The organism is Rathayibacter caricis DSM 15933 (assembly GCF_003044275.1).
GTDB lineage: Bacteria > Actinomycetota > Actinomycetes > Actinomycetales > Microbacteriaceae > Rathayibacter > Rathayibacter caricis.
The window spans coordinates 2978379-3000602 of record NZ_PZPL01000001.1 but is presented as its reverse complement, the minus strand read 5'-3'; the positions used below and the strand labels follow the sequence as shown (position 1 = coordinate 3000602).

The window sequence follows — 22224 nt, the reverse complement described above, 5'->3', positions numbered from 1 at the left end:
GCGCGGGTCAGACGTCGATTCGGTCGCGCGAGAGCGTCTCGGACCCGCGGACGATGAAGTCCTTCCGCGGCGCGACCTCGTTGCCCATCAGCAGCTCGAAGACGCGGCCCGCGTTCTCGGCGTCCGAGACGCGGACGCGTCGCAGCGTCCGGCGCGCCCGATCCATCGTGGTGGTCGCGAGCTGGTCCGCATCCATCTCCCCGAGGCCCTTGTAGCGCTGGATGGGGTCCTGGAACCGGCGTCCGGCCTTGGCGAGACCGGCCAGGACGCCCTGCAGCTCCTTCTCGGAGTAGGTGTAGATCGTCTCGTTCGGCTTCTTGCCCGCGTTCATGACGACCACCCGGTGCAGCGGGGGCACGGCGGCGAACACGCGCCCCGCCTCCACGAGCGGACGCATGTAGCGGAAGAAGAGCGTCAGCAGCAGGGTCCGGATGTGGGCGCCGTCGACATCGGCGTCGCTCATCAGGATGATCTTCCCGTAGCGCGCGACCGACAGGTCGAAGGAGCGGCCCGAGCCGGCTCCGATGACCTGGATCATGGACGCGCACTCCGTGTTCGAGAGCATGTCGGCGACGCTGGCCTTCTGCACGTTGAGGATCTTGCCGCGGATGGGCAGCAGCGCCTGGTACTCGCTGTTGCGGGCCAGTTTGGCCGTGCCGAGCGCCGAGTCGCCCTCGACGATGAACAGCTCGCTGTTCTCGACGTCGTTGCTGCGGCAGTCGACGAGCTTCGCGGGAAGCGAGGAGGACTCCAGCGCGTTCTTGCGGCGCTGCGTCTCCTTGTGCGCGCGGGCCGAGATGCGCGACTTCATCTCGGCGACGACCTTCTCGAGCAGCTGCGACATCTGCGTCTTGTCCTCGCGCTTGGACGACGAGAAGACCGCGCCCAGCGTCGATCCGACGGTCTGGGCCACGATGGCGCGCACCGCCGGCGTCCCGAGGATCTCCTTCGTCTGCCCCTCGAACTGCGGCTCGGGCAGGCGCACGGTCAGCACCGCGGTCAGGCCGGCCAGGACGTCGTCCTTCTCGACCTTGTCGGAGCCCGCCTTGAGTCGGCGGGCGTTCGCCTCGACCTGCGAGCGGAGCAGCTTCAGCAGTCCCTGCTCGAAGCCGGTCTGGTGCGTCCCGCCCTTGGGAGTGGCGATGATGTTGACGAAGCTGCGCATCACCGTCTCGTAGCCCGTTCCCCAGCGCAGCGCGATGTCGACCTCGCAGGTGCGCTCGACCTCGGTCGAGACCATCGCACCGCCGGGGGTGAGCACGGGCACGCTCTCGGTGAAGGTGCCGGTGCCCGTGAGCCGGAGCACGTCGGTCACCGCGGAATCGGGGGCGAGGAACTCGACGAACTCCGAGATGCCGCCGTCGTAGCGGAACATCTCGGCGCGCCGCTCCTCGGCGCGGTCGTCGACGATGTCGATCGTGAGCCCCGGCACCAGGAACGCCGTCTGCCGCGCCCGGGTCACCAGGTCCTCCGTCTGGAACGCGGCGCCCTTGGTGAAGATCTGCCGATCGGCCCAGTAGCGCACACGCGTGCCGGTGACGCCCTTCGCCACCTTGCCGACGACGGTCAGCTCCGAGCCGTTCTCGAAGGGCGTGAACGGGGCGTCCGGAGTCGGCTCCCCCGCATCGGCGAACCGCCCGGGCTCGCCGCGGTGGAAGGACATCCGGTAGGTGCGGCCGTTGCGGTCGACCTCGACGTCGAGTCGCTCGGACAGCGCGTTGACGACGGACGCGCCGACGCCGTGCAGGCCGCCGGACGCCGCGTAGGAGCCGGAGCCGAACTTGCCGCCCGCGTGGAGCTTCGTGAACACGACCTCGACGCCGGACAGCCCCGTCTTGGGCTCGATGTCGACCGGGATGCCCCGCGCGCGGTCGCGCACCTCGACGCTGTCGTCGGCGTGCAGCACGACGCTGATCTCGCTTCCGTGCCCGCCCAGGGCCTCGTCGACGGAGTTGTCGATGATCTCCCACAGGCAGTGCATGAGTCCGCGCGAATCGGTCGAGCCGATGTACATGCCCGGCCGCTTCCGGACCGCCTCGAGGCCCTCCAGCACGGAGAGGTGACGGGCGGAGTAGTCGGTGGAGGCCATTCCTCCAGTTTACTTTCGCGGGGTCGTCCCGCCCCGACGCGACGCGGCACTCCGAGGGGCCGAGCGCCAGTGCTCGGGCGCCCCTACGCGCAGAGCGAAATGCCCCTCGATCGTCTCTGCGCGGAAACAATCGCGTGCTTGGATGGGTTCCATCAAGCACAGATCGAAGACCGAGTGCAGGAGGCCAAGTCATGTCGACCACCGCAACCCCTAATGGCGTGGACGAGCTCGCGGGTGCCCACCAGCTCTCCGCCGCCGACCGCTGCGACAGCTGCGGCGCCCAGGCGTACATCCGCGTCGTCGTGAACAACGGAGAACTGCTGTTCTGCGCGCACCACGGCAAGAAGTACCAGGAGAAGCTCTCCAGCATCGCTCAGAGCTGGCACGACGAGTCCGCGCGGCTCTTCGAGGAGCAGCGCCCCTGATCGTCCGGGCATCCGCCCCCGATCGGCCGTCAGGGCGCTGAGTGCGTCCTACCGTCCGACACCGAGCCGCTTCGCGATGACCTCGCGGGCGGCTCGTGCTGTGTCGTCTGCCTGACGCAGCCGCGGGTCGTCAGCCTCGTAATCGAGGCCGTGCCGCTCCGCGACCCGCTGGAGGATCGTGTCCGCCAGGACCGGGTTCTTCGCGAGCAGGGGCCCGTGCAGATGGCTGCCGAGCAGCGATCCGGCGAGGTACCCCTCGACCCCGTTCCCGTCGCCCACTCCGTGCAGCACCCGCCCGAGCACCGAGCCCGGATCGATGCCCTCGAAGCGCCGGACGTGGTTCTCGAACCCGACGAGCACCCCGGAGGCGCTGTCGAGCACGAGGTCGTCGGTCACCCGCTCCGCAGCGGGAACGCTCCGGCCCGGGAAGACCCCGATCCCGCTCACGACACCTTCCAGCGTGCTGAAGGACTCGGCGAGGAGCTCCCAGCCCGCGCCGATCGCGACGAACTCGGTTCCGGAGTCGGCCCAGCCGCGGACGGTGGCGTCGACGTCGCGGAGAACGTCGAGCACTCCCGGGAGATCCTGATCCGCGCCGGTGCCGGCCACCAGGACGTCCGGCCGCTCGCGGAAGTCGTCGCGGTGGTGCAGGCCGACCAGCTCGGCCTCCAGCCCCGCCCAGCGTGCACGGGCGACGAGCACGCGCGCGTTCGCGGCGTCCCCGTTGCTGTCGAGGACGTCGGGGGCGAGCACGCCGATCCGCAGGACGGTCACGAGGTCTCCTCGCGGTTGGAGGTGAGCTGGAGGTGGGCCCGCGTGCGGCGCATCGAATCGGCTGAGAACACGATCGTCTTCCGGCCCACGGAGGGCGCGGGCAGCGCGAGGAAGCGGTCGAGCGCGCGTCCGAGATCGTCGTCGACGGAGTCGATCTCGACGCCGTCGTACTGCAGGTGCAGCGCCGCCTCGTGGGCCTTGGACCCCGAGACGGCGCTGACGCGGCCGAGTCCGGAGGTGTCCACCGGCCAGAAGTAGGACGGATCGCGCACGTCGGAGCCGATCGCGAGCATGATCTGCTCGGTCCCCGACGGGATCTCCGCGATGTTCAGTCGGTAGCTCGCCGGGTTCTGCACCAGGACGAACTCGACCTCCTGTCCGCGCACGACGACGACCTCCCCCCGTCCGAACACGGGGTCGATCGACGACAGTGCGGTGGACGCGGTGGTTGCGACGAAGCGCTCCCCGAGCACCGCGCGGGCGGCGGAGACGGCGGCCGCGGCGTCCACGGCGTAGTGCACTCCGCGCGCCGGGAGTCGGACGTCGAGTCGCTCGCCGTGGCTGTCGATCGAGGCGGCCGCTCCGCTCGTCGTCGAGACGACGGTCGTGGCGCGATCCGTGCCGGACTCGGCCTCGGCCGCGTATCCCAGCCCGCCGGGCGCCTCGCCGCGGACGTCCGCGGAGACCCCGTACCAGCGCACGCGCTCGTCCGGCAGGGCCGCGGCGAGGGCGGCGACATGCCGGTCGTCGGCGTTGAGGATCACGTGACCGGTGGCGCGCTCGGAGATGGTGGCGAGCATCCGGGCGACCATCGCGGGGTCGAAGAAGCGGTCGATCTGATCGACGACCACGTTGGTGAGGGCGACCACACGGGGGCGCATGCGCGGAGCGAGGCGGGCGCCGTGACCCTCGTCCATCTCGAGGACGGCGATGTCCGCGTCGATCCGGCCCCGCAGGTCCGTCCGCTCGAGCAGAGCGGAGGTGAGCCCCTGCGCGATGTTGGCAGTCGAGGGGTTCGTGAAGACGCGCAGCCCGTGGGCGCGCAGGACGGCGACCAGCATCTTCGTCGTCGTGGACTTGCCGGCGGAACCGCTGACCACGACGAGTCCCTCCGGGAACCCGTCGAGGACCGCGGGCAGGAATCCGGGCGCGACGCGGTTCACGACGAGTCCGGGCACGGCGGATCCCCCGCCGGGCTTCCGGGCGCGCGCCGCGAACCGGGCGGCCCTCCCGAGGAGGACCGCCGGCGCGTAGCGGATCACCGGTCTACTCGAGGTAGTCGCGGAGCGACTGCGACCGGGACGGGTGGCGCAGCTTCGCCATCGTCTTGGACTCGATCTGGCGGATGCGCTCGCGCGTCACGCCGAAGGTGTCGCCGATCTGGTCGAGGGTCTTGGGCATCCCGTCGCCGAGGCCGAAGCGCATGCGGATCACGCCCGCCTCGCGCTCGGAGAGGGAGTCCAGGAGCGACTCGAGCTGCTTCTGCAGCATCGTGAAGCCCACGGCGTCGGCGGGGACGACGGCCTCGGTGTCCTCGATGAGGTCGCCGAACTCGCTGTCGCCGTCCTCGCCCAGGGGCGTGTGCAGCGAGATCGGCTCGCGGCCGTACTTCTGCACCTCGATGACCTTCTCGGGGGTCATGTCGAGCTCGCGCGACAGCTCCTCGGGCGTGGGCTCGCGACCCAGGTCCTGGAGCATCTGACGCTGCACGCGGGCCAGCTTGTTGATGACCTCGACCATGTGCACCGGGATGCGGATGGTGCGGGCCTGGTCGGCCATCGCGCGGGTGATCGCCTGGCGGATCCACCACGTCGCGTAGGTCGAGAACTTGAAGCCCTTGGTGTAGTCGAACTTCTCGACGGCGCGGATCAGACCGAGGTTGCCCTCCTGGATCAGGTCCAGGAACTGCATGCCGCGGCCGGTGTAGCGCTTGGCGAGGCTGACCACCAGGCGGAGGTTCGCTCCGAGCAGGTGGCTCTTCGCGCGCTGTCCGTCCTTCGCGACCCAGCGCAGCTCGCGGACGAGCTCGGGGCTGAGGTCGGTCGAGTTCGCCAGCTTGTCCTCGGCGAAGAGACCCGCCTCGATGCGCATCGCGAGCTCGACCTCCTCGGCCGCGTTCAGGAGCGCGACCTTGCCAATCTGCTTCAGGTAGTCCTTGACCGGGTCGGCGGTCGCTCCGGTGATCGCCGTCGAGTAGACGGGGACCTCGTCGTCGTCGCCGCCGAACGAGAGCACCAGCGCACCGCTGGGCAGCGGTGCCTCCGGTGCGGCGACCGGCGCGACGGGAGCGTCGGGGGTCTCGGCGTCGTCCTTGGCCTCGGTCTCGGTGTCCTCGACGACGACCACCTCGGTGTCGTCGTCGTCGGCCTCCTCGGGCTCGACGGCCTCGGTCGGCTCCTCGTCCTCAGCGGGGGCGGCGGCCTTCGTCGCCGCAGTCTTGCGCGGGGCCTTCGACGCGGCAGGCTTGCGCGCCGCGGGCTTCTTGGTCGTCGTCACGTCGTCGTCGACGGCGTCGAGCGTTGCGGTCTTGGTAGCTCTGGTGGCCATGGCGGCACCTCTCCATCCGTTGCGTCCCGGTCGCGGGCGGCTCCGGAGAGCGCCGTCCGTCGGTGGGCATTACGAGGACCCATGTCAAGTCGAGGACGTCGCACGCCCGACGTGGGCCTGGTGCTCCTCGACCCGAACGGGTCCTATTGACAATTATTGCACGCCTGAGTAGTGCGGTCGCGCGCGGAGCCGTGGAAGGCCCGGATCGATCGGCCGCGAGCCGCCGGCGCCGATCCCGTCGACCCGCGGTCCCCGCCGGAGGACGGGCCGGAGCGCTTCGTCAGCGGCCGGATCGTCCTCGGCGCAGACGGTCACTCAGTGCAACCCAGAGAGGGGCCACCGTTATTCCCTCGTCCTCCGCCAGGCGACGGCGGGTGCGCCGACGGGCGCTGATCAGACCGAGCACGCCGAGCCCGACCACGACGTACTGCACGCACCACGCGAGACGGAAGCTCTCCAGGGAGTACAGCGAGGCGGAGTCCGCTCCGGGCCCGGCGAGCGCGTCCAGGATGAGCCCGATGGCGAACATCATCGTGAAGCTCGCGAGGAACCCGCCGACGTTCACGACTCCGTTCGCGGCACCGAGACTCCGCGACGGGTTGAAGGTGCGGGCGAAGTCGAAGCCGATCATCGATCCGGGCCCGCCCGCGCCGATCACGACCAGGAGAAACACGACGAGCCAGTACGGCGGCACTCCCGGCCAGAGCAGCACGACGGTCCAGGCGAGCGCCATGGTCGAGACGATCCCCAGCACCAGGTTGCTCCGGCGCATCGGATGCCGCGCCGTGAGCACGCCCAGGATCGGCCCCACCACGATGCCGGCGATCACCACGATGGTCAGCGTCGGGGCCGCGACCGCGGGCGGCAGGCCGATGGCGTACACGAGGAAGGGGTATCCCCAGAGGAGGGTGAAGACCGTCCCGGAGGACTGCGTCACGAAGTGCGACCAGAAGCCGAGCTGGGTCCCCGGCCTCCGCAGGCTCACCCCGAGCTGCGCGATCGTCGCCCGCAGCGTCGGCGGTGTCAGGACGATCGGCTCGGTCCGGGGCGGAAGATCGCTGACGAGGAGGAGCACGCCGAGGAAGGCGACCGCACCCAGGCCCGCCGCCGAGAGGAAGGCGGGCGTCCATCCCGCCGAGTGCAGGACCGCCGCGAACGGGAGGGCGGAGAGGATCTGGCCCACCTGGCCGATGTTCCCGATCCACTGCGACAACTGGGGCACGATCGGACCGCTGAACCAGGCGACGGTGAGGCGGATGACGGACGTGAAGATCGCGGCGTCGCCTGCGCCGACCAGGATCCGGCCGACGATCGCGACTCCGATCGACGGGGCGAGTGCCAGCACCACCTGGCCGACCATCATGAGCGCCGTGCCCGAGAGGATGAGCGTCCGAGGCCCGTACCGGTCGATCAGGATACCGACGGGGATCTGCATCCCCGCGTAGACGATCAGCTGGACCACGGCGAGCGAGGACAGCACCGCGGCGGTGATGTCGAAGCGCTCAGCCGCGTCGACCCCTGCGACGCCCAGCGTGGTGCGGTCGAGGACCGCCACCAGGTAGGCGAAGGCACCGGCTCCGAAGACGAACCACGCTCGACGAGATCGCACTCGCCCGAGCCTATCAAGGCCGCGCGCCCCCACCGGGGGGCAGGGCTAGGCGCCCGAGGCCTCGTCGCCCGGGCGGCGGATGGCCAGGAACTTCTCGAGCTCCGCGGCCAGCGCGTCCGCACTCGGAACCGCTCCGTCCTCGTCCGTCAGGGGCGAGCGGAGGCTCGTGCCCTCCATGTAGGTGTCGTGACGGGACTCCAGCGCCGCGACCAGCTTCTGCAGCTCGTCGTTGCCGCCCACCTGCTCGTCGACCTTCGCGAGGAACTCCCGCCCGCTCTCGCGCAGCCGGTCGGTCGGGAAGATGAGGCCGGTCGACGCCGAGATGCTCTCGAGCGCGGCAACGGCGGCCTGCGGGTACTCGGTGTCCGAGAGGTAGTGCGGGATGAGCAGCGCGAAGCCGACGGCGGGCATGCCGAGCTCGTAGAGGCGGTACTCGAGCAGGTGCAGGACATTCGAGGGGATCTGCGTGTGCGGGCGCCAGACCGACATCGCCTCGACGAGGTCCTCGCGGTTGCCGCTGACGGTGACGCCCACCGGCCGCGTGTGCGGCACGGGCATCGGGATCGCGTGCACCCAGGTGGTCCCAGCGACCTCGAGGCGGTCGATGAGGCCGACCACCGCGCGGGTGAACCGCTCCCACTGGAAGTCGGGCTCGAAACCGGTGAGGAGGAGGAACGGCTGGTGCAGCTCGTCATGTGCGAGCGAGAGGCGCAGCGTCGCCGGGCGGTAGTCGGTCAGGTGGTCCTGGTCGAACGTGATGATGGGGCGCCGCGCGCGGTAGTCGAGGAGCTGATCCTGGTCGAACGCCACGATCGCCCGGTGCTGGAGCGTGTCGAGGAGGTACTCGTTCAGCTGGCCGACGGCGCCCCCGGCGTCGGTGAAGCCGGTCAGTCCGGCGACGAGGTGGAGCCCGCGCGGCACGTCGGCGAGGTCGCCCTCGATCTCGAACAGGTCTTCCGGATCCAGCATGCCTTCCACTGTAGACGGCGCCCAGCAGGGGCCGGCGAGCGGCGCTGAGCCCTGAGCGAACAGTGCTCGGGAACACGGCCTAGCATGGCCGCCATGCCCCTCTCCTCTCTCGAGTACACGACCGCGCCCGCCTCCGACATCGACACCGACGCCCTCGTCCTCGGCGTCGCTCCGGGGCCGGACGGCCCCCGGATCGTCGGCGCGGACGGCTTCGAGGACGTGGTCAGGGCCCTTCCGTCGCTGGGTGCGACCGGATCCGTCGAGTCGGTCCTCCGGGTCCCGTCGGCCGGTCCCGCGGGCGTCCTCGTGCTGGTCGGCCTCGGCTCGGACGACCCCTCCCCCACGGTCCTGCGCACCGCCGCCGGCCTCGCCGTGCGCACCCTCGCGGGGACCGCCTCCGTGGCCCTCGCCCTTCCCACGAGCACGCCGGAGGCACTCGCCGCCGTCGCCGAGGGAGCCGCGCTCGGCGCCTACTCCTTCTCGGCCTTCCGCGGCACCACGGCCGAGACGGTGAAGACACCGGTCGAGTCCGTGGTGGTCGTCACGACCGATGCCGAGTCGGACCCGGCGCTCCTCGAGCGCGCCCTCGTGCTGGGCCGCGCGGTCGCCACCGTCAAGGACCTCGTCAACACCCCTCCGTCGCACCTCTACCCGCAGACCCTCGCCGAGGCGGTGCAGGACGGAGCGGCCGGCCTGCCCCTCGAGGTCACCGTCTGGGACGAGGCGGCCCTGGCCGAGGACGGCTTCGGCGGGATCCTCGGGGTCGGCAGCGGATCGACCCGGCCCCCGCGCCTGGTCAAGGTCGCCTACTCGCCCGAGGGGGCGACCGCCCACCTCGCGCTCGTGGGCAAGGGCATCACGTTCGACAGCGGCGGACTCTCGCTCAAGCCGCCGGCGTCGATGGTCGGGATGAAGTACGACATGACCGGTGCGGCGACCGTCTGGGCGGTCGCCCGCGCCGTCGCCGAGCTGGCCCTGCCCGTGCGGGTGACGGCCTGGCTCTGCATCGCCGAGAACCTGCCCTCGGGCAGTGCGATCCGCCCCAACGACGTGCTGACCATCCGCGGCGGCACGACCGTCGAGGTCCTGAACACCGACGCGGAGGGACGCCTCGTGCTCGCCGACGGCATCGTCGCCGCGAGCGAGGAGCAGCCCGACGCGATCATCGACGTCGCCACCCTCACGGGTGCGGCGATGGTCGCCCTCGGCAACCGCTACACGGGAGTGATGGGCGACGACGAGCTGGTGGCCCGCGTGATCGGCACGGCCACCGCTGCGGGCGAGCCGTTCTGGCAGATGCCGTTCCCGCCGGAGCTGCGGCCACTGCTCAACTCCGACGTCGCCGACCTCGCCAACGTGAAGATCGGCAGCACCGCCGGGGGCATGCTCATCGCCGGGCACTTCCTCCGCGAGTTCGTCGGCACGCGCGGCGAGGGCGAAGACGCCACCACGATCCCGTGGGCCCACCTCGACATCGCCGGTCCGGCGAACAACTCGGGCAGCGCCTACGGCTTCACGGGCGCCGGGCCGACCGGGGTCTCCGTGCGGGCGCTCGTCGCGCTGGCCGAGGGCTTCGCGAGCGCGTAGTAGGGTCGACGGGGCGGGAGATCCCGCCTCGTCCCCTCCTCCTCCCGCGCTGCGCTCCGCGTCGCGACCGGTACGGAGCGACCGGGGACCGCACGTCGCAAGGGAGTCACCGGGTGTCGGAAGAGAGCTACGACCTGGTCGTGCTCGGCGGGGGCAGCGGCGGGTACGCCGCGGCGCTGCGGGCCACTCAGCTGGGGATGAACGTCGCTCTCGTCGAGCGCGACAAGCTCGGCGGCACCTGCCTCCACCGGGGCTGCGTCCCCACCAAGGCCCTCCTGCACGCCGCGGAGCTGGCGGACGGCGCCAAGGACGCGCAGAAGTACGGCGTCCGCGCAAGTTTCGACGGCATCGACGTCGAGCAGGTGACGGAGTACCGCCGCGGCGTCGTCGCCGGCAAGTACAAGGGACTGCAGAGCCTCATCTCCTCGCGGGGCATCACCGTGGTCGAGGGCGACGGCCGACTCTCCGGTCCGAGCACCGTGACGGTGGGCGAGCACGTCCTCCACGGACGCTCGATCGTCGTCGCGACCGGCTCCGCGTCGCGGACGCTCCCGGGCATCACGATCGGCGGCCGGATCCTCACCAGCGACGAGGCGCTCGAGCTCGATCACGTGCCGGCTCGCGTCGTCGTGCTGGGCGGCGGAGTCATCGGCGTCGAGTTCGCGAGCGTGTGGCGCTCCTTCGGCGCCGAGGTCACCATCGTGGAGGCGCTCCCCCACCTCGTGCCGAACGAGGACGAGAGCGCGAGCCGACAGCTCGAGCGTGCGTTCCGCAAGCGCGGCATCGCGTTCCAGCTCGGCTCGCGGGTCTCCTCCGTCTCCCAGTCCGACACCGGAGTGAGCGTCTCGCTCGAGAACGGCACCGTCGTCGAGGGCGAGCTGCTGCTCGTCGCCGTCGGCCGGGGTCCGGTCACGGCCGGCATCGGGCTCGAAGAGGCCGGAGTCGCGCTCGATCGCGGCTTCGTCGTCACGGACGAGCGCCTGCGGACCTCGGTCCCGGGCGTCTACGCCGTCGGCGACATCGTCCCCGGACTGCAGCTCGCGCACCGCAGCTTCCAGCAGGGGATCTTCGTCGCCGAGGAGATCGCCGGTCTCGCCCCGCAGGTCGTGAGCGACCTCAACGTGCCGAAGGTGACCTACAGCGATCCCGAGGTGGCCTCCATCGGGCTGACCGAGGCGGGCGCCGTGGCGGAGTACGGTGCCGAGCGCGTCGCCGCCTACGACTACGGCCTCGGCGGCAACGCGCGCAGCACGATCCTGGGCACCAGCGGATCGGTGAAGGTCGTCCGAGTCGTGGACGGACCGGTCGTCGGCGTGCACATGGTCGGCGCCCGGGTCGGCGAGCTGATCGGCGAGGCCCAGCTCATCGTGAACTGGGAGGCGCACCCGGAGGACGTCGCACCCTTCGTGCACGCGCATCCGACCCAGAACGAGGCGCTCGGCGAGGCGCATCTCGCGCTGGCCGGGAAGCCCCTGCACGCCCTCTAGCACCACCGCGGGGCGGCGACCCGCCGCTCCCGCATCACTAAGCTGAACACTGTACGCACACGTCTTAAGGAGACAGGATCATGAGCGAATCCGTCAGCCTCCCGGCACTCGGAGAGAGTGTCACGGAAGGAACGGTCACCCGCTGGCTGAAGAACGTCGGGGATCGCGTCGAGGTCGACGAGCCCCTGCTCGAGGTGTCGACCGACAAGGTCGACACCGAGATCCCGTCGCCCGTCGCCGGTGTCATCGAGGAGATCCTCGTCCAGGAGGACGAGACCGTCGAGGTCGGCGCCGAGCTGGTCCGGATCGGCGACGGTTCCGCGTCCGCGGCGCCCGCCGAGCCCGAGGCCCCCGCCGCCGCCGAGGAGGCTCCGGAGGTCGAGGCCGCCGAGACCGAGCCCACCGACGTGGCGACCCCGTCGGTCGACTCGGACAGCGAGGAGGAGGCTCCGGCCCCCGCCGAGCCCGAGCCGGCCCCCGCCGCCGAGAAGCCCGCCGCGCCCGAGGCCGCCGCACCGGCTCCCTCCGTTCCCGCACCGGCGCCCGCCGCCGCGGCGCCCGCCCAGGCCGCGACCCCCGAGCCCACCGACTCGAACCCCGGCTACGTGACCCCCCTCGTGCGCAAGCTCGCGAGCGAGCACGGCATCGACCTCGCGTCGCTCACCGGCACCGGTGTCGGCGGCCGCATCCGCAAGCAGGACGTGCTCGACGCCGTCGAAGCCGCGAAGTCGGCTCCCGCCCCGGTCTCGGCTCCCGCCGCCGCCGCGGCGAAGGCCGCTCGCACCCCGCTCGAAACCTCGCCGCTGCGCGGAACGACGCAGTCGCTGTCGCGCCTCCGCAAGGTCCTCGCCCAGCGCGCCGTCGAGTCGATGCAGTCGACCGCTCAGCTCACCTCGGTGGTCGAGGTCGACGTGACGAACGTCGCCCGCTTCCGCGACTCGGTGAAGAAGAGCTTCCAGGAGAAGACCGGCGCCAAGCTGTCCTTCCTCCCGTTCTTCGCGCTGGCGGCCGCCGAGGCGCTGAAGGCCTACCCGGTCATCAACTCCACCCTCGACGGCGACTCGATCGTCTACCCGGACCACGAGAACATCAGCATCGCGGTCGACACCGAGCGCGGCCTGCTGACCCCGGTCCTGAAGAACGCGTCGGACCTGAACCTCGCGCAGATCGCCTCCACCATCGGGGACCTGGCCGAGCGCACCCGCAACAACAAGCTCAAGCCCGACGAGCTGGCCGGCGGCACCTTCACGCTGACCAACACCGGATCGCGCGGCGCGCTCTTCGACACCCCGGTGGTCTTCCTCCCGCAGACCGCGATCCTCGGGACCGGCATCGTGACCAAGAAGCCCGCCGTGCTGCAGGTTGACGGTCAGGACGTCATCGCGATCCGCTCGACCGTGTACCTCGCGCTCTCGTACGACCACCGCACGGTGGACGGTGCCGACGCGGCGCGCTTCCTGGTCGCGATCAAGGAGCGCCTCGAGGAGGGCTCGTTCGAGAACGACCTCGGCATCTGAGCGGACCCGTCCGCTGAGGGGACGGCCTAGCCGCCCTCCTCGGTGAACACCTCGCGCAGGAGCCAGCCGGCCTCCGTCCTGATGATCAGGACGGAGGCCGCTGTCGTCTCCCCCGCCTCGGCCGTCGCATCGATCGAGAGGAGGGCGGACGCCCCTTGCTCGTCCGTCAGAGCGGCGTGGTCGACCGTTCCGAGTGCCGCCACGAAATCCGGTCCGCCGTCCGAGCGCAGCGGCGAATCCTCGGCGCTCAGGCTGTCGACGCAGCTCCGATCCGTCGCTCCGGAGCAGGACGCGAAGCTCCGGAGCAGCGCGGTCGCCGCTTCGGCGGCCGGGAGGTCGGCGGAGGGAGGTCTGGGCGCGACCTCCTGGTGGCTTCCGGTCGGAGCGGCCGACGCGCCTCCCTCGGGCGGCGCGCTGACGTCCTGCTCGTTCCCCGAGACGAGTCCGGCGACGAGAGCACCCACGACGACCGCTGCCGCAGCGAGCAGCGGACCGCGACGCGCGCTCGCCATCGCGACGGCCCGACCCCTCCAGCCGTCGAGCGGGTGCACGCGCCGGTGCCGGGCGAGTGCTGAGGCTCCGGCCACCGCGGAGCGACGCCGGAATCGGAGTCGCCACGTCGCGGTGATCCCGGCGATGCGCGTGCGAGCGCTGGGCGAGCCGGTCGGCCCCGGCTCCGGACCTTCGGACGCGGCCGGGACCGCCGGCGCCGTGAGCAGCTCTCCGAGAGGAGCGGGCGCCGCCCAGCGGTAGAGGTGCGCTTCGAGTCCAGCGAGATCGGCGTCCTCCGGAGGACTCGATTCCGGAGCGGCCGCGAGCAGCACCGCGCGGAAGGCCGACGCCGGTGTGGACCCGGCGCCCTCCTCTCCCAGCAGGAGGACGGGCCTCCCTTCCGCCGTCAGGCCGACGGATCCGGTGCCGATCGACAGGACGACGCCGTGGTCCGCGGCGTCCCGCAGCGCCCCCGCGATGGGAGCGAGGACGGTCACCGCGGCGCCCGCTGGCAGTCGGTGCCCTCGCTCCAGGACCCGGGCGAGCGTCTCCACGACCGCCGGTCGCGTCAGCAGGACCACGACCCCGTCGTCCACGCAGAGGTCGACCAGGGTCTCCCGGTGCCCGTGCTCGGGCAGCAGGGCCGCCCCGTTCCGCAGGGCGACGGCGGCGTCGTCGACGGAGCAGATGCGCGCCTCGAGGGCCTCCCCCTCGGGCCCGCGCACGAGGTGTCCGCGCGCCGACGGGCCGACGACCTCATAGCCCGCGACCCGTCGTCCTCGCTCCTCCTGCACCCGTCCCGTCTCCGATCCCATCCCCCGAGGATCGACCGACGCACCGCCCGCCAGGGGCCGCCGATCCCGATCTGGGGACGACCGGGCACAGCGACCGCCGGGGAGGAGCCTCTCGCTGATCGAGGGGGAACGGTCCCTGCGGCCGGGGCGGCTCGGTATCCTTGAGCACATGGCACGCAGCACGGAACCGTCGACGAAGGCGGTCAAGGAACCCGGACGTCTCAAGCAGATGTGGCAGGTGTTCCAGATGACCCGCCGCTACGACAGCAGCGCGGTCTGGATCATCCTGCTCGCGACGCTGCTGCCCGTGCTCCTCGGCGTCCTTTTCGGGATCCTGCTGGGCGGAGGCAATGGCTTCGTCATCGCGCTCTGGGTGCTCGTCGGCGTGCTCGCCGGCATGGTGGCCGGACTCGCCGTGCTCTCCCGTCGCGCCGAGCGCGCGGCCTACGGTCAGATCGCAGGCCAGCCCGGCGCCGTGGGAGCGGTGCTCCGCAGCGGCCTCCGCGGCACGTGGACCGGGACCGAGATGCCCGTCGCCGTGAACGGGAAGACCCAGGACGCCGTGTACCGCGCCGTCGGCCGCGGCGGTGTCGTGCTGATCGCCGAGGGCCCCTCCGGCCGGACCAAGCGCATGCTCGACGACGAGCGCCGCAAGGTGACCCGGATCCTCCCGAACGTCCCCGTCACGTTCGTCCACGTCGGCCCCGACGCCGACTCGGTTCCGCTACACCGCATTCCCCGGACCCTCGCGAAGACGAAGAAGGCCCTCACCAAGGCCGAGGTCCTCGCGGTGAAGAACCGTCTGGCCTCGCTCAACACGTCGCTGCCGATCCCGAAGGGCGTCGACCCCTTCAAGGTGCGCCCGCAGCGCTCGCGCTGAGCGCGGCGCCGACCGCGCGGCGTCGACCGCTCGGCGTCGACCGCTCGGCGTCGACCGCTCAGTAGCGGACGAGCACCGTTCCCGCGACCTTGTCGTGGAAGCCGCGCTGGTCGGAGTCCCAGACCAGCGCGGGAACGAGCACGGCCAGGAGCAGCGAGCGCACCAGCGGGCGCCACGCCCCCACCCAGCCGCCGCCGAGTCGGACGACGCGCATCCGGAGCAGGCGGTGCCCGATGCCACCGCCGATGGTCGGGATGAAGACCGCCTGCAGGACCACGAACAGGATCAGGCTCGCCCAGCGGTCGTAGGAGAAGAACGCCAGCGAGATCAGCGCCGCGATCGCGAAGTCGACCGCCAGCGCGGCGAAGCGGCGACCCGGTCGCGCGATCGACATCCGGCCCTCACGGGGCAGGCCGAGCCGCTCCCCCGGCCAGTGGCTCGGGGGCACATCGGCGAAGGTCCTGCGTTCCGGTCCGGGCATGGATCCATCGTATCGGCGCCCCCTGAGCACCTCGGCCGGCCCGCGGAGCCAGGATGAGTCAGACTCACGTAACATGCTCGAAACAAGGGGGACACTCCAGGGACACACCCCGTGACTAGCCTGGGACGGCTGCGCTCAGCAGTAACCCGTTATGCCATAGGAGACTTCTGCATGTTCAAAGATTCTTCCGAGGTGCTCAAGTTCATCAAGGACACGGACGTCAAGTTCCTCGACATCCGGTTCACCGATCTCCCCGGTGTCCAGCAGCACTTCAACATCCCCGCCTCGACCGTCGACGAGGAGTTCTTCTCGGTCGGCCAGCTCTTCGACGGGTCCTCGATCCGTGGATTCGCGAACATCCACGAGTCGGACATGCAGCTGATCCCCGATGTGACGACCGCCTACGTGGACCCGTTCCGCGTCGAGCGCACCCTGATCCTCGTCTTCGACATCTACAACCCGCGCAACGGCGAGATCTACTCGAAGGACCCGCGCCAGGTGGCCAAGAAGGCTGAGAAGTACCTCGCCTCGACCGGCATCGCCGACACCGCGTTCTTCGCCCCCGAGGCCGAGTTCTACATCTTCGACGACGTCCGCTACGAGATCACGCAGAACTCGGCGTTCCACTCCGTCGACTCCGTCGAGGGCGCCTGGAACTCGGGCCGCGTCGAAGAGGGCGGCAACCTCGGCAACAAGACGCCCTACAAGGGCGGCTACTTCCCTGTGAGCCCCGTCGACAAGCAGGCCGACCTGCGCGACGACATCTGCCTCAAGCTGATCGACGCCGGCCTCATCCTCGAGCGCTCGCACCACGAGGTGGGCACCGGCGGACAGGCCGAGATCAACTACCGCTTCGACACCATGGTGCACGCGGCCGACGACATCCTGAAGTTCAAGTACATCGTCAAGAACACGGCCGAGCAGTGGGGCAAGACCGCCACGTTCATGCCGAAGCCCCTCTTCGGCGACAACGGCTCGGGCATGCACACCCACCAGTCGCTGTGGAACGACGGCACGCCGCTCTTCTACGACGAGAACGGCTACGGCGGACTCTCCGACCTCGCCCGCTGGTACATCGGAGGCCTGCTCAAGCACGCCCCCGCCGTGCTCGCGTTCACGAACCCGACGGTGAACTCCTACCACCGCCTGATCCCGGGCTTCGAGGCGCCGGTCAACCTGGTCTACTCGGCCGGCAACCGCTCCGCGTCGATCCGCATCCCGATCACGGGCACCAACCCCAAGGCCAAGCGCATCGAGTTCCGTGCGCCCGACGCCTCGGGCAACCCGTACCTCGCCTTCGCCGCGCAGCTGATGGCGGGCCTCGACGGCATCAAGAACCGCATCGAGCCGCACGAGCCGGTCGACAAGGACCTCTACGAGCTGCCCCCCGAGGAGGCGAAGCTCATCCCGCAGGTCCCCGCGACCCTCGGCGAGGCTCTCGACGCCCTCGAGGCCGACCACGACTTCCTGCTGCAGGGCGGCGTGTTCACCCAGGAGCTCATCGACACCTGGATCGAGTACAAGCGCGAGAAGGAGATCAAGCCGCTCGCGCAGCGCCCGCACCCCTTCGAGTTCGAGCTGTACTACGGGGTGTAGCTAGAACCCACGGAAGTAGCGGGGTCAGTCCGCAACGAGTCCGCACGAGCGGCCAGCACATGTGCAACGGCCGCTCGTGCGGACTCGTCTTTGTCGGGCCACATGTGCCCGTAGGTGTCGAGCGTCGTCTTCGCTGACGCGTGCCGGAGGCGGGCCTGCACGACCTTCACGTCAAGCCCGGACGCGATCAGCAGCGACGCGAAGTAGTGACGGCAGTCGTGAATCCGGAAACCCTCAGGTAGGCCGTCGATCGCGTCCCGCGCGACCCGGAACGCCGTCTCGATCGTGTATGGCGCGACCGGGCGGCCGTAGGCGCCGACGACGAGGGTGCTGCTCCCCCATTTCGCCGGCACCCGGTTCAACTCGAGCGCGAGTTCGGTGGGGATCGGGATCGGAGTACGCGACATCTCCGTCTTGAGCGGCTCAGCCGGGTACTGGATCGCAGGAGTAATCACACCGCGCATGAAGTCGACGTCCGTCGTACGCAGCGCGGCGATCTCGGCTACCCTCAGGCCGGCGAACGCGCCGAGGAGGATCACCGGCTTCATTCCCTCGGGCATGGCGTCGTGGAGCGCCCAGATCTGCTCCGTCGTCGCAACATACGGCCGCTGCTTCCCCGCACCCGGAGACGTGCGCCTCGAGACCGGAGAGCGAGGCACCAGCCCGTCGTGCACGGCGTCGGAGAACAAATGTGACAGGCGAGCGTGCAGGGCGTAGACCGTGGAGTCCGCGAGTCCCTGCTGCTTCAGTGCCGCGGTCCACGTCTTCACCTCGGACGGCCGGACGCTGGCGAGAGGACGGGGGCCGAATGCGACGCGTATGTGCTTGAGGTGGGTGCGCGCCTGCCGGACCGTTGACGGTCGATTGGTCGCGTATCCGGCGAGCCAGCGGTCGCACCACTCCCCCACGGTCATCCGCGCCGTCTCGGGGTCGAGGTAGTCCCCGCGGACGACTGAGGCTGTCACCGAGTCGAGCCAGTGTTGCGCGGACTCAGCGGGCTTCTTCGGATTGTTCTTGAACTCGAAGTGACGCGCGTGCTCCTTGCCATTGGCGTCCCGGTACCGCGCCCGCCACCTGCCGTTAGGGCGCTTCTGGATGCTCGCCATGCCGTTGCCACGAGTAGAAGGCCTTGATGTATGTGTCGTCGGAGATGTCGATCCCGCGGTCCTCACCGTCAGTCTCTCCGTAGAGCCGCTCCGCCAGCGATGCTTCCATCGCATCCTCAGACCAGATTCGTTCGAGTGTCGTCTCCACCGCTCGCTGAGGTGAATGGCTCAACCAGTCCAAAATTCCTTCGCCAGTTGTGCTGTCCGGGTGTGGCTGCGCGCTGTATGCGGCCATCGAAAGCTGCAGCTGAGTCTCAACGTAAGTGCGTACGGCCTTCTCCACCGCAGCATTGGCTTCCCACATCTTCCGCATCCACACCTGCACTGTCGCGTCGGCTTCCGACGCCAGGAGGTTGTGGACGAAGCCGTGCCCGATTGCGTCGACAACCGCTTCCGCCTCAGCGAGGCGGAGAGGTCGCTCACCTCGCTCAATCGATCCGACCGTGACGTGAGTCCATTTCCACCCCCGTTGCTTCATCTTCTCCGCGAGCTCTCTCTGCGTCATGGAGCCACGCAACTTGATCAGGTTGGAGCCGATCTGCTCGTCAGGGGTAGGCATGCGCTCGACTCTACCGAATCTGACCTAACTTGGTTGGGATCGCTTGCGGTACCAGGTCTGGTCATGTTTGAATCTATCCAAGCCCGGAAGGAACTGGGAACCAAGCACAGGAAAGAGGAACTCTTGAGCACCTCCTACATCACTTCGGGCGGAGCGCTTCTGACGCTCGCCGAGACCGCACTGCGCCTTCGAAAGTCGGAGAAGCAGCTCCGCTGGATGCTGCACCAGGGCACTGCTCCCAAGTCCGCGAAAATCGGTGGCCGCCGGATTTTCCGAGAGTCGGACGTCGAGGCGTTCATCGAAGCGGCTTTCGCGGAGGCGTCCTGACCGGACGAACCGGCAGCCCCTCGAACTGGGCGTCCGCCTCACCGCAGGCGCGCTCAACTGCTCCTCTAGAAGCAGCCCGATGGGAACTCCGGCGACCCCCGAAGCGCTACAACCTCAACTCCGAGGTAGCTGCCGACATCCACCGCATCGTCAGCACGATCCGATCTCGAAGCGTCCTGCCGATCTCCGATCCGACGTTCAACACCGCCGCCACCAACATCGAAACTACGTTGTTGGCCAACTTTGCCGGCTGGCAGCTTCACCCCGACAAGAAGGAGATCTGGCTCGATCCCGAGCATCGGGTCACCATTCGCGCAGAGGCACTCTCACCCACCGAAGCCGTCGCGGTCTTGCGATTCATCGCGGACCACTGCACGAAGCAGCACACGAACAGCGGACGCGGCACGCGCATCGTCCTCGCTGAGAAGAAGAAGGCCCCCATCCATGCGGGTGCAACCGCGGATGAGGGCGACCGGCCCGACCCAACCACTACGAAGGAGACCAGTAATGAACACCATCATGGCACATACCACCGAGGTTGAGCCCGAGCGTTTCCGCCGTGTTCCCCCGGCCGCGCTCAGCTCGCACATGATCGCCGGAGCGGAGGTCATCGTCACCGCCGACGCTCACGGTTTGATCTGCTACGACTCTCGACTGCCCGCAGGATTGTTGTACTCGACCGTCGCCGGCACCGCGTTCGCGGACGAGCACGGCGCCCCGTGGGTGTTCCTCGGCATGTACGAGTTCGAGGGCATCAAGCAGGGGACGGCGACTCTGCGCCTGTTGTCTCCCGTTCCGTGCGTCGATCTCGACTGGTGCCGCGGCCACGAACTCGACGACACTGCCGGCCTACTCGAGCCCGAGTGGCACGAGGGGCCGCGCGAGTCGATCGGGATGATCAAGGGCGGCACGGTCACTGCCTACCGGGTGAGCTACGCCGACGAGGACGGAACCATGATCGATCGCACCGCGATCTTCATGCCGGAGACGTTCGACTACGCCCTGTCGAAGACCGAGTTGTTGGAGATGGCCGACCAGCTCGAGCGCCTCAGCAAGAGCGTCCGGGTCCAGGCGCGAAAGGCGGTTCAGGCGTGAACGCCGCCGAGGTGGTCGCCGGTCCTGACGGCCCCGGCCGGTCCCTTCGCAAGCTACGCCAGCTCGCGGGCGTTCCCATCGTCCAAGCGGCGGAAGCGGTCGGTAAGCCCGTGGCGTCCCTGCACAGGGCCGAGGACGGCGACGACCGGCAGCTCAACATCCGCGAGGTGTTCGTGCTTTCGGGCCTCTATGCCGAGGAGCTCAAGAAGGGCGGCAAGCGATGACCGCCGCGCTGGTCGAGACGCGCTGGGCGGGCGGCCCGATCGCGGTAGAACCGGACGAGTACGACGAGCAGATCGTGGTTCGCGTGGACGTTCCCGGGCTCAGCGTCCCTCTCGCCGCAGACGAGGCCGTGCGACTGGGCGTAGAACTCATCGCCGCCGCTCATCGCGCTGAGCACCCGAAGGTCGACGACTGGCTCGATGACCCGATGGAGCCGCCGTGCTGAACGACGAGATCGTGGTGCTCGACATGAGCATTTCCGAGGTGAAGAGCGCGGTGATGAAGCTCGGGCTGCTGCGTGACGGCATCGAGGGGCAGTTCGCAAAGTACATCGAGGTTGTTTCCTCGCTGTACGAGCGGCGGGCGTGGATCGCGGCCGGCGTGGCGTCCTGGGAGGAGTTCGTGCAGCAGCACGACATCCTCGTGAGCTTGCCGCAGCAGGATCGACAAGCAATCTCGGTCGCGCTCTCCGAGGGCGGCATGAGCACGCGAGCTATCGCCGCGACTCAGGGCGTCAGCCACGTGACCATCGGCAAGGACATCTCCGCCGCGAGTGGTAACCCGGTTACCACTCGTCCCGAGTCGGGTCCAAAGCGGTGGCGGCAGCCCGTCAGAGACGCTCCTGAGCCCCACAAGCTGACCGCCGAGGAGCGGGAGGCCCTGTGGCCGAACGTCATCGAGATGGCCTCGAATGGCTTCACCTCCGAGGCCATCAACCGCTCGCTCCGGATGTACTCCGACGCCTCCTACTTTCGTTCGCAGGCGAAGGAGCGGGGCATCACGATTCAGGCCGACAGCGTGATGCTCGGCCAGCGGAAGATCGTGCACGCCGAGGTGATGGAACGAATGGTATTCGCTCTCGCGAGCGAGGCCGAGGGTCTAGCCGCCGTGGATGTCTACGAGCTTCCCGTCGAACAGGTGGAGAAGTGGTTGGCGAGCATGAAGCACTCGATCACCACGCTCAGCAAGGCCCGGCGCCGAATCGAGGCGGCCTTCACGGCCGACTCGGATGAGCCCGACTAAGGGCCGATCCGGGGTTCTCAGACCACAACTTCACACGTCAGCAACTAGGAGGGCCGATCGCGGCGTGGATACGCGATCGGCCCTCCGTTTTCCCCTGGGAGGGAATCACATGACCAACACCACTACTGACGGCGAGAGGCAGCCGTCACAGCACCACGCGCTGACGCCCGGCGCTGCCGACAGATTGGGGGGCTGATGGGAGCGCAGCTTGTGGGGAAGGCGTTCCTCTTCGCGGCCGAGAACGAGTTGAAGGCGAACGAGTTGCGTTTGCTCATCTGGATGTCACTCAAGGCGATGGATCAGGACAAGCCCCCTCGGTACTTCGCCGCGCGTGAGGAATCGGCCTACGGCTTGGGGCGCCTCGTGCCGGACGAGCCGCAGCCGTTCGACGCCAACGCCGCGGAAGCCACCCTCGACCGCGAGGCGGCGTTCCAGCGCGTGAAGATCGCAACCCAGGGCCTCGTGAAGTCGGGCGCGATCGAGAGAACGAGACGGGGCCAAGCCGGGAACCGAGCGGAGTACGTGCTCCGTTTCGGCAAGGTTGCGTGACCGATCAGGGGTACGGAATGCGTACCCCTGGCGCCTGTGGAGAACCGCTCATGGGGTACGGAATGCGTACCCCTGGCAGGTACGGGATACGTACCC

At 69.6% G+C, this 22224-nt stretch carries 23 protein-coding genes; 13 read left to right on the top strand and 10 right to left on the bottom strand.

Going from position 1 to position 22224, the window contains the following annotated elements:
* Positions 1-7: 7 nt before the first annotated feature.
* Complete coding sequence (locus C1I63_RS13960) at positions 8-2089, bottom strand: DNA gyrase/topoisomerase IV subunit B (RefSeq protein ID WP_055792282.1); 2082 nt, start codon at positions 2087-2089, stop codon at positions 8-10.
* A 191-nt stretch (positions 2090-2280) separates the two neighbouring features.
* Here C1I63_RS13960 and C1I63_RS13955 point away from each other — a divergent pair, with 191 nt between their 5' ends.
* Positions 2281-2514 (top strand): DUF7455 domain-containing protein, encoded by a 234-nt coding sequence (locus C1I63_RS13955; RefSeq protein WP_055792284.1) that lies wholly within the window; start codon positions 2281-2283, stop codon positions 2512-2514.
* A gap of 48 nt (positions 2515-2562) precedes the next feature.
* On the opposite strand, the gene C1I63_RS13950 is transcribed toward C1I63_RS13955, so the two are convergent.
* The 5 genes from C1I63_RS13950 to C1I63_RS13930 all read right to left on the bottom strand — a co-directional run bounded on the left by C1I63_RS13950 (position 2563) and on the right by C1I63_RS13930 (position 8413).
* Positions 2563-3288 (bottom strand): type 1 glutamine amidotransferase, encoded by a 726-nt coding sequence (locus C1I63_RS13950; protein ID WP_107575168.1) that lies wholly within the window; start codon positions 3286-3288, stop codon positions 2563-2565.
* Entirely contained in the window at positions 3285-4550 is a 1266-nt protein-coding gene (locus C1I63_RS13945; protein ID WP_107575167.1) for a Mur ligase family protein, read from the bottom strand. The genes C1I63_RS13950 and C1I63_RS13945 overlap by 4 nt, the downstream gene beginning before the upstream one ends.
* Positions 4551-4554: 4 nt before the next feature.
* Complete coding sequence (locus C1I63_RS13940) at positions 4555-5835, bottom strand: RNA polymerase sigma factor (RefSeq protein WP_107575166.1); 1281 nt, start codon at positions 5833-5835, stop codon at positions 4555-4557.
* A 280-nt stretch (positions 5836-6115) separates the two neighbouring features.
* Positions 6116-7444: an MFS transporter gene (locus tag C1I63_RS13935; RefSeq protein ID WP_107575165.1), complete on the bottom strand. Its 1329-nt coding sequence runs from the start codon at positions 7442-7444 to the stop codon at positions 6116-6118.
* Positions 7445-7489: 45 nt separating this feature from the next.
* On the bottom strand, positions 7490-8413 hold the full coding sequence (locus tag C1I63_RS13930) for a proteasome assembly chaperone family protein (RefSeq protein ID WP_055792297.1): 924 nt from the start codon (positions 8411-8413) through the stop codon (positions 7490-7492).
* A gap of 93 nt (positions 8414-8506) precedes the next feature.
* On the opposite strand from C1I63_RS13930, the gene C1I63_RS13925 reads away from it, so the two are divergent.
* The 3 genes from C1I63_RS13925 (at position 8507) to sucB (ending at position 13004) form a co-directional block, all read left to right on the top strand.
* Positions 8507-10000: a leucyl aminopeptidase gene (locus C1I63_RS13925; RefSeq protein WP_107575879.1), complete on the top strand. Its 1494-nt coding sequence runs from the start codon at positions 8507-8509 to the stop codon at positions 9998-10000.
* Positions 10001-10113: 113 nt separating this feature from the next.
* Positions 10114-11487, top strand: coding sequence for a dihydrolipoyl dehydrogenase (gene lpdA, locus C1I63_RS13920; RefSeq protein WP_107575164.1), 1374 nt, complete (start codon positions 10114-10116; stop codon positions 11485-11487).
* Positions 11488-11567: 80 nt separating this feature from the next.
* Positions 11568-13004, top strand: a complete 1437-nt coding sequence (sucB, locus tag C1I63_RS13915) for a 2-oxoglutarate dehydrogenase, E2 component, dihydrolipoamide succinyltransferase (RefSeq protein ID WP_107575163.1) — start codon at positions 11568-11570, stop codon at positions 13002-13004.
* A gap of 26 nt (positions 13005-13030) precedes the next feature.
* On the opposite strand, the gene C1I63_RS13910 is transcribed toward sucB, so the two are convergent.
* On the bottom strand, positions 13031-14311 hold the full coding sequence (locus tag C1I63_RS13910; protein WP_107575162.1) for a hypothetical protein: 1281 nt from the start codon (positions 14309-14311) through the stop codon (positions 13031-13033).
* A gap of 148 nt (positions 14312-14459) precedes the next feature.
* Here C1I63_RS13910 and C1I63_RS13905 point away from each other — a divergent pair, with 148 nt between their 5' ends.
* A complete protein-coding gene (locus C1I63_RS13905; RefSeq protein ID WP_107575161.1) occupies positions 14460-15170 on the top strand; it encodes a DUF4191 domain-containing protein in 711 nt (236 codons plus the stop codon).
* A gap of 58 nt (positions 15171-15228) precedes the next feature.
* Here C1I63_RS13905 and C1I63_RS13900 read toward each other — a convergent pair whose 3' ends face one another.
* On the bottom strand, positions 15229-15651 hold the full coding sequence (locus C1I63_RS13900) for an RDD family protein (RefSeq protein ID WP_055792311.1): 423 nt from the start codon (positions 15649-15651) through the stop codon (positions 15229-15231).
* 171 nt (positions 15652-15822) lie between these two features.
* On the opposite strand from C1I63_RS13900, the gene glnA reads away from it, so the two are divergent.
* The gene (gene glnA, locus C1I63_RS13895; RefSeq protein WP_055792314.1) at positions 15823-17247 is read left to right on the top strand and encodes a type I glutamate--ammonia ligase; all 1425 of its coding nucleotides are present in this window, start codon (positions 15823-15825) and stop codon (positions 17245-17247) included.
* On the opposite strand, the gene C1I63_RS13890 is transcribed toward glnA, so the two are convergent.
* Together C1I63_RS13890 and C1I63_RS13885 are read right to left on the bottom strand one after the other, a co-directional pair.
* Positions 17235-18353 carry a tyrosine-type recombinase/integrase gene (locus C1I63_RS13890; protein ID WP_107575160.1) on the bottom strand — a complete coding sequence of 373 codons (1119 nt, stop codon included), beginning with the start codon at positions 18351-18353 and terminating at the stop codon, positions 17235-17237. The genes glnA and C1I63_RS13890 overlap by 13 nt on opposite strands.
* Positions 18328-18912 (bottom strand): helix-turn-helix domain-containing protein, encoded by a 585-nt coding sequence (locus tag C1I63_RS13885; RefSeq protein ID WP_107575159.1) that lies wholly within the window; start codon positions 18910-18912, stop codon positions 18328-18330. Before C1I63_RS13885 ends, C1I63_RS13890 begins: the two co-directional genes overlap by 26 nt.
* 63 nt (positions 18913-18975) lie before the next feature.
* Between C1I63_RS13885 and C1I63_RS13880 the strand changes: the two genes are divergently transcribed.
* The 7 genes from C1I63_RS13880 to C1I63_RS13855 all read left to right on the top strand — a co-directional run bounded on the left by C1I63_RS13880 (position 18976) and on the right by C1I63_RS13855 (position 22128).
* Positions 18976-19239, top strand: coding sequence for a helix-turn-helix transcriptional regulator (locus C1I63_RS13880; RefSeq protein WP_107575158.1), 264 nt, complete (start codon positions 18976-18978; stop codon positions 19237-19239).
* A gap of 233 nt (positions 19240-19472) precedes the next feature.
* Positions 19473-19781 carry a hypothetical protein gene (locus C1I63_RS19525; protein ID WP_146168470.1) on the top strand — a complete coding sequence of 103 codons (309 nt, stop codon included), beginning with the start codon at positions 19473-19475 and terminating at the stop codon, positions 19779-19781.
* The gene (locus C1I63_RS13875) at positions 19747-20334 is read left to right on the top strand and encodes a hypothetical protein (protein ID WP_107575157.1); all 588 of its coding nucleotides are present in this window, start codon (positions 19747-19749) and stop codon (positions 20332-20334) included. Before C1I63_RS19525 ends, C1I63_RS13875 begins: the two co-directional genes overlap by 35 nt.
* Positions 20331-20558, top strand: coding sequence for a hypothetical protein (locus C1I63_RS13870; RefSeq protein WP_107575156.1), 228 nt, complete (start codon positions 20331-20333; stop codon positions 20556-20558). The genes C1I63_RS13875 and C1I63_RS13870 overlap by 4 nt, the downstream gene beginning before the upstream one ends.
* Positions 20555-20782, top strand: coding sequence for a hypothetical protein (locus C1I63_RS13865; protein ID WP_107575155.1), 228 nt, complete (start codon positions 20555-20557; stop codon positions 20780-20782). Before C1I63_RS13870 ends, C1I63_RS13865 begins: the two co-directional genes overlap by 4 nt.
* A complete protein-coding gene (locus C1I63_RS13860) occupies positions 20776-21579 on the top strand; it encodes a hypothetical protein (protein WP_107575154.1) in 804 nt (267 codons plus the stop codon). The genes C1I63_RS13865 and C1I63_RS13860 overlap by 7 nt, the downstream gene beginning before the upstream one ends.
* A gap of 195 nt (positions 21580-21774) precedes the next feature.
* On the top strand, positions 21775-22128 hold the full coding sequence (locus C1I63_RS13855) for a hypothetical protein (protein WP_107575153.1): 354 nt from the start codon (positions 21775-21777) through the stop codon (positions 22126-22128).
* The last annotated feature ends 96 nt before the right edge of the window (positions 22129-22224 follow it).